General features: G+C 62.3%; 16 protein-coding genes. 7 read left to right on the top strand and 9 right to left on the bottom strand.

Annotated elements, in window-relative coordinates; translation table 11 throughout:
* Positions 1–44 precede the first annotated feature (44 nt).
* Entirely contained in the window at positions 45–1,073 is a 1,029-nt protein-coding gene (locus AC0L3H_RS08815) for an NAD(P)/FAD-dependent oxidoreductase (protein WP_473585189.1), read from the top strand.
* Positions 1,074–1,114: 41 nt separating this feature from the next.
* Here AC0L3H_RS08815 and AC0L3H_RS08810 read toward each other — a convergent pair whose 3' ends face one another.
* Complete coding sequence (locus AC0L3H_RS08810; protein ID WP_031255671.1) at positions 1,115–1,732, bottom strand: DUF922 domain-containing Zn-dependent protease; 618 nt, start codon at positions 1,730–1,732, stop codon at positions 1,115–1,117.
* Between the two features lie 84 nt (positions 1,733–1,816).
* Here AC0L3H_RS08810 and folP point away from each other — a divergent pair, with 84 nt between their 5' ends.
* The 3 genes from folP to folK all read left to right on the top strand — a co-directional run bounded on the left by folP (position 1,817) and on the right by folK (position 3,609).
* On the top strand, positions 1,817–2,680 hold the full coding sequence (gene folP / locus AC0L3H_RS08805) for a dihydropteroate synthase (protein WP_473585188.1): 864 nt from the start codon (positions 1,817–1,819) through the stop codon (positions 2,678–2,680).
* A 73-nt stretch (positions 2,681–2,753) separates the two neighbouring features.
* Positions 2,754–3,113 carry a dihydroneopterin aldolase gene (gene folB, locus AC0L3H_RS08800; protein ID WP_027151983.1) on the top strand — a complete coding sequence of 120 codons (360 nt, stop codon included), beginning with the start codon at positions 2,754–2,756 and terminating at the stop codon, positions 3,111–3,113.
* Positions 3,097–3,609, top strand: coding sequence for a 2-amino-4-hydroxy-6-hydroxymethyldihydropteridine diphosphokinase (gene folK / locus AC0L3H_RS08795; RefSeq protein WP_287178200.1), 513 nt, complete (start codon positions 3,097–3,099; stop codon positions 3,607–3,609). The genes folB and folK overlap by 17 nt, the downstream gene beginning before the upstream one ends.
* Before the next feature lie 171 nt (positions 3,610–3,780).
* Here folK and AC0L3H_RS08790 read toward each other — a convergent pair whose 3' ends face one another.
* The 6 genes from AC0L3H_RS08790 to AC0L3H_RS08765 form a co-directional block, all read right to left on the bottom strand.
* A complete protein-coding gene (locus AC0L3H_RS08790) occupies positions 3,781–4,329 on the bottom strand; it encodes a DUF924 family protein (RefSeq protein ID WP_473585187.1) in 549 nt (182 codons plus the stop codon).
* 19 nt (positions 4,330–4,348) lie between these two features.
* Positions 4,349–6,184, bottom strand: a complete 1,836-nt coding sequence (locus tag AC0L3H_RS08785) for a monovalent cation:proton antiporter-2 (CPA2) family protein (protein WP_473585186.1) — start codon at positions 6,182–6,184, stop codon at positions 4,349–4,351.
* A 292-nt stretch (positions 6,185–6,476) separates the two neighbouring features.
* On the bottom strand, positions 6,477–7,028 hold the full coding sequence (locus AC0L3H_RS08780) for a hypothetical protein (protein WP_473490259.1): 552 nt from the start codon (positions 7,026–7,028) through the stop codon (positions 6,477–6,479).
* Between the two features lie 176 nt (positions 7,029–7,204).
* Entirely contained in the window at positions 7,205–8,293 is a 1,089-nt protein-coding gene (locus tag AC0L3H_RS08775) for a YcjF family protein (protein WP_473585185.1), read from the bottom strand.
* A complete protein-coding gene (locus AC0L3H_RS08770; protein WP_473490257.1) occupies positions 8,290–9,804 on the bottom strand; it encodes a YcjX family GTP-binding protein in 1,515 nt (504 codons plus the stop codon). The genes AC0L3H_RS08775 and AC0L3H_RS08770 overlap by 4 nt, the downstream gene beginning before the upstream one ends.
* A 227-nt stretch (positions 9,805–10,031) precedes the next feature.
* The gene (locus tag AC0L3H_RS08765; protein ID WP_473490256.1) at positions 10,032–10,535 is read right to left on the bottom strand and encodes a SixA phosphatase family protein; all 504 of its coding nucleotides are present in this window, start codon (positions 10,533–10,535) and stop codon (positions 10,032–10,034) included.
* Positions 10,536–10,799: 264 nt separating this feature from the next.
* Here AC0L3H_RS08765 and dksA point away from each other — a divergent pair, with 264 nt between their 5' ends.
* The gene (gene dksA / locus AC0L3H_RS08760) at positions 10,800–11,216 is read left to right on the top strand and encodes an RNA polymerase-binding protein DksA (protein WP_006202025.1); all 417 of its coding nucleotides are present in this window, start codon (positions 10,800–10,802) and stop codon (positions 11,214–11,216) included.
* Between the two features lie 85 nt (positions 11,217–11,301).
* Here the strand turns inward: dksA and AC0L3H_RS08755 are convergent, their stop codons facing one another.
* Positions 11,302–12,030: a hypothetical protein gene (locus AC0L3H_RS08755; RefSeq protein ID WP_473585184.1), complete on the bottom strand. Its 729-nt coding sequence runs from the start codon at positions 12,028–12,030 to the stop codon at positions 11,302–11,304.
* 369 nt (positions 12,031–12,399) lie between these two features.
* On the opposite strand from AC0L3H_RS08755, the gene cckA reads away from it, so the two are divergent.
* Both cckA and AC0L3H_RS08745 read left to right on the top strand, forming a co-directional pair.
* On the top strand, positions 12,400–14,970 hold the full coding sequence (gene cckA / locus AC0L3H_RS08750; protein ID WP_473585183.1) for a cell cycle histidine kinase CckA: 2,571 nt from the start codon (positions 12,400–12,402) through the stop codon (positions 14,968–14,970).
* Between the two features lie 188 nt (positions 14,971–15,158).
* Entirely contained in the window at positions 15,159–15,869 is a 711-nt protein-coding gene (locus tag AC0L3H_RS08745; RefSeq protein WP_473585182.1) for a purine-nucleoside phosphorylase, read from the top strand.
* On the opposite strand, the gene AC0L3H_RS08740 is transcribed toward AC0L3H_RS08745, so the two are convergent.
* A complete protein-coding gene (locus AC0L3H_RS08740; RefSeq protein ID WP_077384009.1) occupies positions 15,866–16,171 on the bottom strand; it encodes a ribbon-helix-helix domain-containing protein in 306 nt (101 codons plus the stop codon). The two genes, AC0L3H_RS08745 and AC0L3H_RS08740, sit on opposite strands and share 4 nt — an antisense overlap.
* Positions 16,172–16,186 lie beyond the last annotated feature (15 nt).

Raw genomic sequence — 16,186 nt, 5'->3', positions numbered from 1 at the left:
AATCGATTCCGATTTTCGGGGGCATGCGCATCGAAGGCGCATTCATGACCGATATCATCAGGACGGACGTATTGATTGTCGGGGCAGGGCCTGTCGGCCTGTTCGCCGTGTTCGAGCTCGGCCTCTTCGACATGACATGCCATCTGATCGACATACTCGATCGGCCCGGCGGGCAATGCGCCGAACTCTATCCGGAAAAGCCGATCTACGACATTCCCGGCTGGCCATCGATCTCGGCCCAGGGCCTGGTCGACAGACTGCTTGAGCAGATCGCGCCGTTCAAGCCCAACTTCACCTTTAACCGCATGGTCTCGAGCCTCGAAAAGCTCGAGGACGGCGGCTTTCGCGTCATCACCGACGAGAACGAGGTGTTTGAAGCCAAGATTGTGGTTATCGCCGCCGGCGGCGGCTCTTTCCAGCCGAAGCGGCCGCCAATTCCGGGCATTGAGCTTTATGAGGGCAAGAGCGTCTTCTACTCGGTGCGCCGGATGGAGGAATTCCGCGGCCACGACCTGGTGATCGTCGGCGGCGGCGATTCGGCGCTCGACTGGACGCTGAACCTGCAGCCGGTGGCCAAGAGCGTGACACTTGTCCACCGGCGGCCGGAGTTCCGCGCGGCGCCCGACAGCGTCAACAAGATGTACGCCATGCAGGAGATGAAGGAACTGAATTTCCAGGTCGGGCAGGTGACCGGGCTGACCGGCACGGAGGGCCATCTCTCGGCGGCGACCATCAAGGGTCCCGATGGTGACAGCGAGGTGCCGTGCACTCGGCTGCTGCCGTTCTTCGGCCTGACCATGAAGCTCGGACCGATCGCCGAGTGGGGGCTCAATCTTCATGAGAACCTGATCCCGGTCGACACCGAGAAATTCCAGACGTCGGTACCGGGCATCTTCGCCGTCGGCGACATCAACTGGTATCCCGGCAAGCTGAAGCTGATCCTGTCGGGCTTCCATGAGGTCGCGCTGATGGCGCAGGCGGCCAAGCGCATCGTCAGCCCCGGCGAGCGCATCGTATTCCAGTATACGACGTCGTCGACCAGCCTGCAGAAGAAGCTCGGCGTCGCCGGCTGAGTCTCTTACTCGACGAGAATCGCCCTACCGTCTGGCCGAAGCTAACCCGGCAGCCGGCCGTTTTCGATGCGCTTCATGCGATAGCGCAGCAGCCGCAGGATGCGGCTTTCGAAATTGATGGTTTCGACGCGATCGAACTGCATCTGAGCGCGGTCGTGCTTGGCAAGAATAGCGGCGGAGATCTCCGCTGCCTTGGCCTTGGCCTCCTGGCACGTCTTGCGCGGGTGGGTCGCCTTCAGCGCGTCCTCGAGTTCGCCGGCATGGTTCTTGGCGATCTCGACATGGCGGTCCTCATGACGCTTGATGTCGGCCGACAATGTATCCCAAAACAGCCTTACGCCGGCATCAGCCTTGCGCGGGCGGCGCCACTCGGGAAGGATCACCTTGACCTTGACGGTGACATCGGCGTCGGCAATCGCGCAGGAGTTCGATCTTTCCGCATAGCTGACGCGGGTGGTGAACGCCATCTGCGTGGCGCCTGGATGCCGCATCCCGGTGCTTTTCACCCGAGGTCCAAGTTTCGTAAGCTGGGATCCGATATCATCGAGCGTTCTGCCGCCGATGCTGAAATAGCTATATGTCTTCACCAAATTCGCCGTGCCCGCCGGCAAGGCGGAACAAGCAAGCATCAGGGCGCAAAGCAGGGAACGTTTCATCATGTTGCCTCTTTGCCTACCTTGCGCTACGGCCGTTGCCGACGCAACGGAATTGATCTTTGGTGGATCACACATGGTTTATCGACAATGACGACAGGGCGATGGCAACTGGCGCATGGGCGCCATCTCGACCTTGGCGGCAAGGCGGTGATCGTCGGTATTCTCAATGTCACGCCGGACAGTTTTTCTGACGGCGGACTGTTCGTCGCGCCCGAACAGGCGATTGCCCAGGCGCGCCGGATGGCGGAAGAGGGGGCCTCCGTCATTGACGTCGGTGGCGAATCGACACGCCCCGGCGCATCTCCGGTAGCCATCGAGGAAGAGCAGGCCCGCGTGCTGCCTGTCATCGAGGCGCTCGCCGGGCTCGGCGAGGCGCTGATTTCGGTCGACACCTACCGCGAGGACACCGCCCGGCTTGCCGTCGCCGCCGGCGCGCATATCCTCAACGACGTCTGGGGTCTGCAACGCGAACCGGGCATCGCGCGGGTCGCGGCCGAAACCGGCGCCGGGCTTGTCATCATGCACACCGGGCGCGACAGGCAAAAACTGCCCGACGTGATCGAGGATCAGTTTTTCTTCCTCGGTAAGTCCCTGGAAATCGCCCGGCGAAGCGGCGTTGCCGACGACCAGATCGTGCTCGATCCGGGCTTTGGCTTCGCCAAGGAAACCGCAGAGGAAAATCTCGACCTGATGGCACGGTTTTCCGAGCTCGATGTCTTGGGCTTTCCGCTGATGGCCGGTACATCGCGAAAGCGTTTCATCGGCGCCGTCACCGGCCGCGATGCCTCGGCCAGAGACGCCGGAACAGCGGCGACAAGCGTCATACTGAGGCTCAAGGGCGCGCGGCTTTTTCGCGTCCACGATGTCGCAATCAATGTGGATGCGCTGGCGGTGGCGGATGCTATGCTGGCGCGTGAAACCGCCGCACAGCCTTCAAATCGAAATGCGTAGATTAAAAGCCTTAGAGCGTAGTCTGTGCGCCCAAGCGGACGCGCATCGCTCCAATCGAGCAGGACGCTGAGCGATGTATATCATCCGCATGAAAAATTGCGCCTTCTTCGCTCGGCACGGCGTGCTGGATGAGGAGGAGACGCTCGGCCAGCGTTTCTATGTCGACGCTGCGCTCACCGTCGAACCCGGCCGCGCGCTGGTCGATGACTCCATCGAGGATACCGTCCACTATGGCGTTGCCTTCGGGGTGATCGAAAAGATCATCACCGGGGAGAGGCGTTTTCTGATAGAAGCGCTGGCGCTGGAGGTGGCCCGGGCGCTGACAGCCCGCTTTCCCCAGATCAAAAAGGCCGAGATCACTGTGCGCAAGCCGAATGCGCCGGTGCCCGGCGTGCTCGATCATGTCGAGGTGACCGTTGCCTGGCCCCAATAACACGGTCTACCTCAGCCTTGGCGGCAATCTCGGCGACCCGGCAAGGTCGATGGGCGCGGCGCTGCGCATGCTGGACGCCGACGGGAACACGCGCGTCGTTGTCGTCTCCTCGCTTTACCGCACGCCGCCCTGGGGCAAGCTCGACCAGCCGGATTTTCTCAATGCGGCCGCCGAAATTTCGACCGTGCTCGCGCCACATGCATTGCTCGATCTCTGTCTCGACGTCGAGCGCAGGCTGAAGCGGGTGCGCGAGGAGCGCTGGGGTCCACGGCTGATCGACATCGACATTCTGGTGTTCGGCGATCGGATCATCCACGAAACCGGGCTGGAAGTGCCGCATCCGCGCATGCTGGAGCGCGCCTTCGTTCTGGCGCCGCTGGCCGAGATCGCGCCTGACCTCACCGTCGACGGCAGAAGCGTGGCGGAGCGGCTTGCCGCTCTCGACAGCGCCGGCATCGAGCGACTGTCGTCCGGCCGGAATTGGTGGCTGACTTGACGTCATAAACGCGGGCCACAATCGTCGAGGGCAATCGCATCAGGTTTGCGCTGCCCCTCATCGCCCTGCCGGGCACTTCTCCCCGTATAGTGACGGGGAGAAGGACGCCTTCGCAAAGGATTTCGCCAAATCTCCATTAATCTTTGTCTGAGGCGATTGCCCTGCGCAAAGTCAGCCGGCAAATCCGCCGCCGTCGAGGAACACCTGTTCCTGCGGCGTCGTCTCTCGGCCAAGCATCCTGTTTCGATGCGGAAAGCGGCCGAAGCGCTGAATGATCTCCAGGTGCTCGACGGCATACTTCAGATAGGATTGGGCTTTGGCGGTAGTGAGGTCCACCGATTTGAGCTGGTCGGCGAGATGCTCCGAATGCTCATAAGGCAAATAGAGGAAGACGCGAAGCTCTTCGTCGAGCGCGAGATCCTGGCCGCGGGCGATCGCCTTTTCGGCAAAATGCCTTGCCAGCGGGTCGGTGGCATACATATGGCCGGTGCCGCGAAAACAATTTCGCGGGAACTGGTCGAGCAGGATCATCAGCGCCAGTGAACCTTCGGCATGCTCCGACCAGTCGTCGCATTCACGCCGCGCGGCAGCGTAATGCAGCTCGAGAAACTGGTTGCGGAACTCCGCGTCGAAGGCGTCATTCTTCTCGAACCATGCAGCTTGCCCGGCGTCACGCCAGAATTTGGTGACGGAGATCGCGCGCTCGTCGAGTTCGATCATCTGTTTGCTCTCCACATGTTTAGTCGGCAGGCTCGGATTTGTGCAGAACGTCGGCGGTTTCTTCATTGAGCGCCTGACCGGTGCGGCGCGGCTGGCTGAGCGGCGTCGGAATGGGTGTGCCGATATTGCCCTTGAGGAAGCGCGCTCCGGCGCGCACCCCTTCGGCGAGCTGCAACTCGAAACGGGCGGCATCGCGGTGGCGGACGTCCTCGATCACCTCGGCGACTTCTTCCGGATCAACGCCCAGCGCTTCCAGCGTGGAGCCGCCGAAGACAAGCGCTGATTCGAAGGTTTCGCGAATCTGGAAATCGACGTCGGCACGTATCAATTGCAGTGCGGTTCCGCGGTCGAAAGCGCGTGCCAGCACGGTGAGCAGGGGAAACTCCGCCTTGATCAGCTTTGCGATGCGGACGGCGACATCGGGCTTGTCGACGCAAATCAACACGGCACGCGCGCGGCCGGCGCCTGCGGCACGCAGAATGTCCAGCCGCGTGCCGTCGCCATAATAGACCTTGAAACCGAAATCGGCCGCCGCCTGGATCATCTCGACCTCATTGTCGATGATCGATACGTCGATCCCGCGCAACAGCAGCGGTTGGCTGGCGATCTGGCCGAAGCGGCCGAAGCCGATGATCAGCACGCTGCCGGTCAGGCCATCGGCGATGTCGACGCCTTCGAGCGACTGCTCGTCGCGCGGCGTCAGATGCCGCAATGCCAGAATGGCCAGCGGTGTCAGCACCATGGAGATGATGACGATCGCCGTCAGCGTCGCGTTAGCCTGGCTGTCGATGATGCCGACCGCCGCGGCGGCGGAATAGAGAACGAAGGCGAATTCGCCGCCTTGCGCCATGAAGACAGCGCGCTCGAGCGCTTCCCTGTGGCCGGTCTTGAGGATGCGGGCGACGAGGTAGATGCCGATCGCCTTTATCACCATGTAGGCGACGACGTAGATGGCGACAAGCCGCCAGTTCTGGGCAACCACGTGTAGGTCGAGCGACATGCCGACAGCGAGGAAGAACAGCCCGAGCAGCACACCGCGGAATGGTTCGATGTCGGCCTCGAGCTGATGGCGGAAGGTGGATTCCGACAACAGCACGCCGGCCAGGAAAGCGCCCATCGCCATCGACAGGCCGCTGAGCTGCATGGCAAGCGCCGACCCCAGAACGACCAGAAGGGCGGCGGCGGTCATCACTTCGCGGGCGCGGGCATCGGCCAGGATGCGGAAGAACGGGTTGAGCAGGTAACGCCCGGCCAGCACCAGCCCGACGATGGCGGCAAGACCGATGCCCACGTCCGTCAGCCGCTGCGTCAAGCTCATATCGGCGCCGCCCGGTGCCAGGAAAGCGATCAGGGCCAGCAGCGGCACGATCGCCAGGTCTTCGAGCAGCAGGATGGAAACGATGCGCTGGCCTTTTGGCGCGGCGATCTCACCGCGTTCCTCCAAAAGCTGCATGACGATCGCCGTCGAGGTCAGCACGAAACCGGCGCCGGCGACGAAGGATTGCGAGACCGGAAAACCTCCCGCCAGTCCTACTCCGGTCAGCAACAGCGCGCAGACGCCGACCTGCAATGCGCCAAGGCCAAAGATCTCTCGCCTGAGGCCCCACAGCCGTGACGGCTGCATCTCCAGCCCGATGATGAACAGGAACATGACGACGCCGAGCTCGGCGACGTGAAGAATGGCTTCCGATTCGGAAAAGATGCCGATGCCGAACGGGCCGATGACCACGCCGGCCGCCAGATAGCCGAGGATGGAGCCAAGCCCGATGCGCTTGAAGATCGGCACGGCGACAACACCTGCGGCGAGCAGCGCCACGACGTGGATCAGATCGCTGCCCGCTGCTTCTGCCGCCATGCCTGCCGTTCCATTCTCTGTAAGGACCGCTGCACGTGCTGCGGCATCGAGCGGCAAAGATAGGGGCTTCGGTTGAGATCGAACAGTCCGAATCCGGAAACTGGTGCAGTAGCGCTGCAGGCGTGCTTCACGCCGCGGCTTTGGCCGTGAATGGTGAATAGTGAATAGTGAATAGTGGATAGTGGATAGTGGATAGTGGATAGTCGGTAGTCGGTAGTCAGTAGTCAGTAGTCAGTAGTCAGTAGTCAGTAGTAGTATGAAGTGATATCCAATTCCATTCACCATTCACTACTCACGGCGCGATGGAGCCGACTTCGAGCGTATCGACGCGCTTCAGCTTCATGCCGATGACCGGCACCAATTGCTGGTCGACGCGCACCGCAACCGTCACTGTCATCGAATTGTCGTTGGGGACAAGAGCCTGCATGACGCCGCGCAACTGGTTACGGTTGATGGTGAAGACGACCTTGTTGGCGCTGACCACGTTGCCGCCGATGATGTCGAGCCCGGAACCGGCGGCACCGCCCATGAAGCTGCCCTTGTAGCCCTCGCGGCCCTTGTGCTGGATCGTCGCCGACATCTGCTGGGTGAACATGCCGACCCGGCAACCGCCGTCGAGCGACATGCCGATCTTGCCGTCCGGCGTCGAACCGGTGAAATTGCAGGTGAATTTCGTGCCTTTGTATTTGCCGGCGACGATTTCCCCCGGGCCGACCCATTCGCCTTTCACCGATTGAAAGAACTTCTTGTCCCGTTCTGCCGCAAAGGTCTTTTCGGCCATGCCGGCGGTTGTTGAAACCACGACTGCCATGGGCAGGACGCTAGACAAGATCACGCTTTTCATCGACGACACCCGGCAACAAAGAGACTGGTTTGGAACCCGTCCGACCATGAACAAGATTGGTTAATGCTTCGTCACCGCTTGCGCATGCTCCTGAAAGTCGGGCGCGATTTGCGCTGGGGATCATGGGCAAAGCCAAAGTGCTGCAGCGCCCAGTTGTGCAACCAGGACGTGTAGTGTCACGTGTCGGAAGCGGATGTTTCCTTCTGCTTTTTGGTTGCAAATGATGTCAGCGCGGACAGGAAATCGCCCATGCCGGGCCGCCTCGCGGCGCTGAAGGGCAGGGGCCTTGCGGTCTCCATCGCAGCAATGCCGATGCGCGCCGTCATCATGCCGTTGACGACGCCTTCGCCAAGTTTTGCCGAGAGCCGGGCGGCAAGGCCATGGCCGACGATCTGCTGCACGAAACTGTCGCCGACGGCAATCGAGCCGGTCACCGCCAGATGGGCGAGAACGCTGCGTGCCAGCCGGAAGAACCCCAGCGTGCCCGGGCGGCCGCCATAAAGCTCCGACAGGCGGCGAATCAGCCGGCCGGCTTCGAACACGACATAGGCGACGTCGACCAGAGCGCGAGGGCTGACCGCCGTCACCAGCGACACACGCTTTGCCGCTTCGAGGATCATCACCTTGGCGCGCGCATCGAGGGGGCCGAGGATTTCGGTCTCGGCCAGGCGCACCAGATTGCCACCGTCGATGATCTCGTCGCGCAAGTCTGCCAGGGCACGTCTGCCGGCCGCGGTTTCGGGCTTGGCCGCGACAAAGGCCGACAATTCGTCGACCACGGCGCGAGCGGCTTTCGGATCGTCGCGGGCGATGGCGTCGAGCGCCCGCTTCTGCAGCTTTTCGACCTCGGCGAGGCGGGCGATCGCCAGGAACTCGCGGGCAAGGATGACCAGGAGCGCGAGCAGCGCGATCACGGCCATCCCGGCGGCCAGCCAGCCCAGCCATTCGGCCCGCGCGAACAGATCGCGAATCAGCTGGTCGGTCCAAAGGCCGAGGGCCAGCGAAACAAGAACGCCCAATGCGCCGAAAAACAGGCTGCCTGATATCGAGCGCTGCCTCGGCGCGGTCGCCGGCGGCGGTTCGGCGGCGATGATGTCCGGCTCGTCGAAAACGTCGATTTCCGCCGGCGTGACGACGGCAAGGTCAGCGTTCACGGTGCGCGGTTTTCTGGCCGCAGCGGTGTCGGGCTGGCGCAAGGCCGCCTGTTGCTTTGGCGGGGCTTCCGGCTCGATGCGAAATGCCGCCGGCTTGCGGGGCGGGGTCATGCCAGATGATCTCCGATCAGGAACTGCAGGGCGCGGTCGAGCCTGATATGCGGCAGCGACAGCGTGACGCCTTCGGCCGTGCGTTCGAGTTTTGGCGGGCGAAAGCGCACGAAGCGGATCGCCGGGTCCTCATTGGCCTGCCGATGGCCTGGGTCCTGCCGATGGCCCGGGTTCTGCCGACGGTCTGGTCCGGAGACATCGAACACTGCATCAATTTTCTCCGGCAAGTCACCGGGAAATATGGCTGTTTCTGTTCTGCCATCAAATGTTTCGCCGTTGATCTTTTCACCTTTCAACGGTGTGCCGATGATGACCGGCAGCGTTTCACGGCCTTGCTTGACCGTGCCTTCCCGGGTCGCTCGCACCGCCGCCAGGGCGACCACGTCGACATCGGCGCCGGTGAAATTCGCCCGCGCCACGGCACGGTCGGCAAGCCGCCGCACGATCGCCTGCAGCCGGTCATGGCTTTCGTGATGCAGATGGTCCGCCTTTGTCGCCGCCACCAATATGCGGTCAATGCGCCTTGAAAAAAAGTCGGTCAGGAAATTGCCGCGACCGGGGCGGAAGCAGGCGAGGATTTCGGTCACCGCACGTTCGAGATCGGCCATCGCGCCGGGCCCGGCATTCAAGGCCTGCAAGGCGTCTATCACAACGATCTGACGGTCGAGGCGCGTGATGTGCTCCCGGAAGAACGGCTTTACGACATGCGTCCTGTAGGCCTCGTAGCGCCGCTCCATCATCGCCTGAAGCGACCCGGGCCGCGCCCGCCGCTCGCTCAGGCCCGGCAACGGCGCGAAGGTCAGCGCCGGCGAGCCCTCAAGGTCGCCGGGCATCAGGAAACGGCCCGGTGGCAGGGTCGAAAGCGCCCGCTCGTCGAGCTTGCATGCCTTGAGATATGCGGCGAAGCTCTCGGCGAGGCGTCGCGCCGTCATCTCATCGGCGTCGGCATTCGCGTCGATTGCGGCGGAGAGCGCGCGCCATTCCTGCGAGAGGTCGGCGCGCACCGGCAGCACGGCCATGTCAAAGGCTTCGCGTGAGAAATCAGAGTAGGATTTCCCGAGCAGCGGCAGGTCAAGCAGCCATTCCCCAGGATAGTCGACGATATCGACCGACAATCTGCCTGATGAGAACATGCGGCTCCAGCCGGAGGCCGATTCATATTCTATGGTAAGCCTCAGCTCGGAAATGGCACGTGTCGAATCCGGCCACAGGCGGTCGTTGACCAGGGCCGCGATGTGGTCCTCGTACTGGAATCGCGGCACGGCGTCATCGGGTTGCTCTTCGAGTAAGGCACGGGCGATACGCCCCGATTTCTGCGCCTCGAACAGCGGCAACCGCCCGCCATGGATCAGATTGTGGACAAAGGCTGAGATGAACACCGTCTTGCCGGCGCGGGAGAGGCCGGTAACACCCAGCCGCAGCGATGGCGAAAAAAGCCCGGTAGCGCGCCCCGACAGCGTATCCAGGGCAATCTTCGCCTCGTCGGTGAAAGTGGTCAGCGATGATGCCAAAATGCGGTCTCTCGGGGCTTCGGTCCGCCCCGATATAGGCGCTGCCGGCTAGTGTGGCGAATCCGAAATTCGCAGTACCTTGGAGCATCGCAGTGAGCGAATTTCGGATTCTAAGTCACACTGAGAAACCATCGTTTCTAGCGTGGTTTTGGATTTGAAGTTCCTGAACGCTGATGCCATTGAAGTGGCAGGAACTTCAAATCCACCACGCTACGTTTGAAATGGCGTCAGATATCGGCCGGCGACAGGAAGGCTTCGAGATAGCCTGTGCCTTGCGCGGCGTTGGCAAGACTGCCTGGAAAACGCACGACCGCGAGGCCGGAGGTCGGGAAGCCGTGGTTCAGCATTCCCCTGGCAGCCTCCTCGCCATCGCCCGAAAGCGCGATGGTGAGATCTTCCGTCATCGGATTGTGGCCGACGACGAGCAGCGAGCCTGGCCCGCCATTGCCGCGGATGAGGTTGAGATAGCCGGCGGCATCCTCGCTGTAGAGCGTCTCCAGGAACAGGACCCGGCCCGTATCGGTGTGACCGGCCAGGCCCTCAAGCGTTTGGCGCGCTCGCTTTGCATTCGAGCAAAGGGTCAGGTCCGGAATGTAGTTGCAGGCCCGCATGACCGCACCCATCGTGTCGGCGTCGGCGACGCCGGATGCGTCGAGCGGACGATCGAAATCGCGCATGCCCGGCAGGGCCCATCCGGCCTTCGCATGCCTCAGCAGATAAAGCTTGCTCACCGGTCCCTCGCTTGTGCCAAACACCGAAACTCGTCAAAAGGCGCTGCGGGATTAGTCATGAGAAACGCCTTGCGCACAATGGCCGGCGCCCTACAAACCTAACGAATCATACGCGAATTCGGTCGCGCCCTTCATGCGAATGATGCAGCCCATGGCGTATTGGCCGAGATTAACAATTGCGTGAATCAGTCGTCGATTGCGCTTGTGCAGCATTCGGTCCGTGAATATATAGGCGCCAAATTTGGGGCTGTCTGGGTGAGTCGAATGAACGACATCGTTACCGCCGATTACGTACCCTCCGAAGACGAGCCGTTCATGAACGAGCGGCAGAAATCCTACTTTCGCCTGAAGCTCGTCACCTGGAAGAACGACATACTGCGCGAAGCGCGCGAAACTCTCGAAATCCTGCAGCAGGAAAACGCCAACCACCCCGATCTCGCCGATCGCGCCTCTTCGGAAACCGACCGCGCCATCGAACTTCGTGCCCGCGATCGCCAGCGGAAACTCATTTCAAAGATCGATTCTGCGCTTCAGCGCATCGATGAAGGCACTTACGGCTATTGTGAGGAAACCGGCGAGCCGATCGCGCTGAAGCGGCTCGATGCGCGTCCGATCGCGACCCTGTCGATCGAGGCGCAGGAGCGTCACGAACGCCGCGAGAAGGTCTACCGCGACGACTGAAGCACGGGCGAAGCGTCCAAAACGCATCCAATAGCGAATTTGTCAGGGCCGGTCTCCGGCCATTTTTTTGTTGGCTGTTGGCCGGTTATCTCTTCTGGCTGGACAACTCGCCGAGAAGCTTCGTCATCTCGTCATCGAGAGACGACGGCGCTTTCGCCGCCGGCTTGCTCTCCGGCTTGGCGGGGTGCGGGTCATCAAACGGGACCTCGAGCTCCCTCATCAGCGTATCGTCGATGGAATCCTCTTTTGCCGGGGAATCCTGTCTTGCCGGCGATGGCGCGTACCGAACAGCATTGGTGTAGGCGGGCAGCGGCGTGATGGTCGCCGATTGAGGGCTTTGCGCTGCTGGCCTCGGCGCCGGTGCGGGCTGATGCGGCCGGACAGGCGCCGGGGCCGTGCTTGCCGGCGGCGGAGACGGTGCTTGCCTCACTGGCGCGGGAGCCGGTTGCGGCGCGCGCGGCGGCGGTGCCGGCTGATGGCCGCCGCCATCTCCGGTCAGTGCAGGACGGCGTAGCGCCGACAGCCTGATGTCGCGTTCGACGACGACGTCGGTCGGGCCGCCGATCAGCAGCAGGTGCTCGATATCGTCGCGGCGCACCAGCACCAACCGGCGGTGACTGTCGACTGCGGTGGCGTCCATCACGGCCAGCCGCGTCTTGCGGTTCCTGCCGCCGGCAACGAATGTTCCAAAAGTCAGGTTGCGGACCAGCTTGATGATGAGGAGAACGATGACCACAAGGACAAGCGCGACAAGGGTCCACAGGATTGCCGCGGCATAACCGGGACCCGCCACGCTATCCAGCCACTGCAGCATTGGTGCACCCAAAATCAGCTTTCGAAGAAGACGCGACACTAGACTGTTGCGGTACGCGACTGCAAGTTACGTTTCGCGCTTCGTGAACAGCTTGAAACACCCATGTGGTGGATTTCAAGCTCCAGCGAATTGAGGGCGTCAGCGTCCCCACTTCAATCCACGACGCTGGATTTTCAGCAAGTTGCTGGCGTGATGAATCCGAAATTCGCTCGCGTCGGACCAGGAATGATGCGAATTTCGGATTCGCCGCACCAGGCGCCGAACGGGTGTCATTTTTAGCGGACAGTTGCCGCCAAGGCCTTTTCCGGACCCTGAGAATGTGATTCAACCGGGCAGGGGCAAGTACCGGAATTCACGAGCAGGGGGCACATGGCCAAGGAAGCGCGCGGCGATTTCTATCCGGTACCGATCGTCGACCAGAACACGCGACCGGGCGCGGTCACCCGGCTCATCGTCTTCATCGTTGTGCTGACAGGGGCGGCGATCGTTTTCGGCCTTTTCCGAGAACGTCTTGGTGATCCATTCCTGCTTGGAATGCTTGGCGTGCTGGCGATGATCGGTGTCGGCTTCCTGTTCGCCACCGCCATCGGCTTCGTGCAGATCACACCGCGCTCGACGAGTGACGAGCTGTCGAAGGCCTTCGTCGATTCAATGTCGCAAGGCCTTCTGGTCACCGACACCAAGGGTCGTGTCGTCTACGCCAATCGGGCCTATGCCGAGATGACGGGCGCGGCTTCTGCGGCGGATCTAAAGACCGTCGAAGGGTTGCTGTCCGATGTTCCCGAGGCCTCGGTGACCATATACCGGCTCGCCTCCGGCCTGCGCGACGGCCAGCCCGGCGACGGTGAGTTTCGCCTTGCCCAATCCATTCGACCCGGCGTTGAGCCGGGCGCGCGCTGGTACCGTGTCCGCGCCCGCGCATTCAGCGTTCCGGGCCAGCGGCTGCCCTTGCTCGCCTGGCAACTCGCCGACATCTCGAAAGAACGGGCCGAGCAGGAGCGCTTCTTCCTTGATCTGCAGGAGGCCATCGACCATCTCGACCATGCGCCTGCCGGCTTCTTTTCGGCCGACCAGGAAGGCCGCGTCACCTACATCAACGCCACGCTTGCGGAGTGGCTGGGCATCGACCTGACGAGCTTCACGCCTGGTGCCGTCACGCTTGCGGAGATCGTCGCCGGCGACGGCATGGCGCTGGTCCGCTCGGTCAAGGCCGATCCCGGCACCACCCGCAATGCGGTCATCGATCTCGATCTGACGACAGTGAAGGGCGAGGCGCTGCCCGTGCGTTTCATGCATCGGGTTTCGGCCAGCCGCGAGGGCGCCAACGGTCCGACGCGCACCATCGTGCTCAACCGGACGCAAGGCGAGGATGCTTCCGCCGATCTGCGCGCCTCGGAGATCCGCTTCACCCGCTTCTTCAATTCGACGCCGATGGCAATAGCGGCTGTCGACAACCGCGGGCGCATCCTGCGCACCAACGCGCCTTTCCTGTCGCTGTTTTCCTCCGTCGTCGACGGGGACGCGGTCGATCGGCGCGTGCGGCTGGACACGGTGATCCATGAGCGCGACCGCCCCGCCTTTGCCGCGGCGTTCGAAAAAGCGCGACAACGGCAGGCCGATATCGAACCGATCGATACGCTGCTGCCCGGCAATGAAGAACGGCACATGCGCTTCTACGTCAACGCGGTTGCCGACGGCACCGGCGAGGGCGCCGAAGAATCGGCCATCGTCTACGCCGTCGAGACCACCGAGCAGAAGGCGCTCGAGGGCCAGATGGCGCAAAGCCAGAAGATGCAGGCGGTCGGCCAGCTTGCCGGCGGCATCGCACACGACTTCAACAATGTGCTGACCGCCATCATCATGGCGTCGGACCTGTTGTTGACCAACCACCGCCCGTCGGACCCGTCCTTCCCCGACATCATGAACATCAAGCAGAATGCCAACCGGGCGGCCTCGCTGGTGCGGCAGCTTCTGGCCTTCTCGCGCAAGCAGACGCTGCGGCCGGAGGTGCTCAACCTGACCGACGTGCTTGCCGATCTGCGGATGCTGCTGGCCCGTCTGGTCGGCAACGACATCAAGCTGAAGGTCGATCATGGCCGCGATCTGTGGCCGGTGAAGGTCGACATCGGGCAGTTCGAGCAGGTGGTGGTCAACCTGGCGGTCAATGCGCGCGACGCGATGCCGAACGGCGGCGAGCTCACCGTGCGCACCCGCAACGTGACCACACAGGAGAGCAAGAGCCTTCCCTACCGCGAACTTGCGCCTGCCGATTATGTGGTGGTCGAAGTTGAAGACACAGGCAGCGGCATCGCCCCCGAAGTGCTCAAGAAGATTTTCGAACCATTCTTCACCACCAAGGAGGTTGGCAAGGGCACCGGCCTCGGCCTGTCGATGGTCTATGGCATCATCAAGCAGACAGGCGGCTTCATCTTCTGCGAGTCCGAGGTCGGCAAAGGATCGGTGTTCCGCATCTTTCTGCCGCGCTACGTCGCTGAGGCGAGAACGGCAGGCGAGCCCGGCGAGGCGCCGGCTGCACCGGCAAAGGTCGCCGACGCAGCCAAGGACCTGTCAGGTTCGGCCACGGTGCTGCTCGTCGAGGACGAGGATGCCGTGCGCATGGGCGGCATGCGGGCGCTGACGTCGCGCGGTTACACCGTCCACGAAGCGTCCTCGGGCGTCGAGGCGCTGGAAATCTTCGAGGCGCTCGGCGGTAAGGTCGACATTGTCGTTTCCGATGTGGTGATGCCTGAGATGGATGGGCCGACGCTGCTTGGCGAATTGCGCAAGCTGCAGCCGGACATCAAATTCGTCTTCGTTTCCGGCTACGCAGAGGACGCGTTCGCCAAGAACCTGCCGGCAGACGCGCATTTCGGTTTCCTGCCGAAGCCGTTTTCGCTCAAGCAACTGGCCACAATCGTCAAGGACGTGCTGGAATCTTAATGCATGTCGCGCAAAAGTGTGCAGCGGTTTTGCGATAACGACATGCACAAAAACAACAACCTAAAGCGCGCCGCATGAGGCCGGTCAATGCGACGCGCTTTAGGGCTCACTAATTCGCACTTGCGAAATGGTGTGAGAATGCCATGATTATGGAGCCAAACAGACGGCGGGTTTTGGGGGAGCATGCCGTGACGCCGCACAACGAGGCAGGCAAGGGTGATTATGCGGCAACAGTGCTGTTGCCGGGCGATCCGCAGCGTGCCGAATGGATGGCGGAAACCTTTCTCGAGGCGCCGCGCTGCGTCAACTGTCGAAGGCAGGCCCTCGGTTTTACCGGCCTGTTTCGCGGCAAGCCCGTCAGCATCCAGTCCACCGGCATCGGCGTCTCGTCATTCCTGATCTACGCCCATGAATTGCTGGACTTCCATGGCGTGAGGACACTGATCCGCACCGGCACCTGTGGTGCCCTGACTGCCGCAGTCAAACTGCGCAGTTTAGTGATCTCGCAAGCGGTGCGGGGTGAAAGTGCCGAGAGCGGCCAGGTTTTTGGGCTTTATGGTGCTGATGCCGGACCCGATCCGGATCTGGTTTCCCAAGCCCTGGCCCGGGCTGCCGAAATCGGCATCGAACATCAGGCCGGGCTGACCATCTGCAGCGACATATTCTATCATCCCCGGGGGCGCGACCGCTTCGCCGAAGCGCAGGCACAGGGCGCGCTGGCCGTGGATATGGAAACCAGCGCGCTCTATCGCATCGCCGCGCATTTCGGCGCCAGGGCCTTGTCGATGCTGACTGTCGTCGACAATGTAGTGACCGGCGAGCAAACCGATTATTCCGAACGCCAGGCGCTCTTCACCGATATGACCCGCCTGGCGCTCGATGTCGCGATCGAAAGTTAAGCTGCCTGCCGCTTCGGCGCCGTGTGTTCTTCGATGCCGGGCCGATGGCCGCGCAGATAGAGAGCACAGGTCGTGCGCAGCATCGAGGCGAAGTTCGGAATCTGGCCATTGATCTCGATGGCCTCGTCATAAAGCTTCGAGATGAATTTCGGCGTCGTCAGGCCCTGGCTGTCGGCGATCTCGTCGAGCAATGCCCAGAACGTCGCCTCGAGTTGGATGCTGGTCGAATGCCCGTCGATACGAATCGACCGGTTGATCTGCCGGTAGCCCTCCGGATCCTGCCCGGCAAAAACCCTGCACATCGTTACCTCCCGTTC

The organism is Mesorhizobium sp. WSM4816, assembly GCF_055811535.1.
Note: the sequence above shows the minus strand (reverse complement) of the source record. Positions and strands in the feature narration are given on the sequence as shown.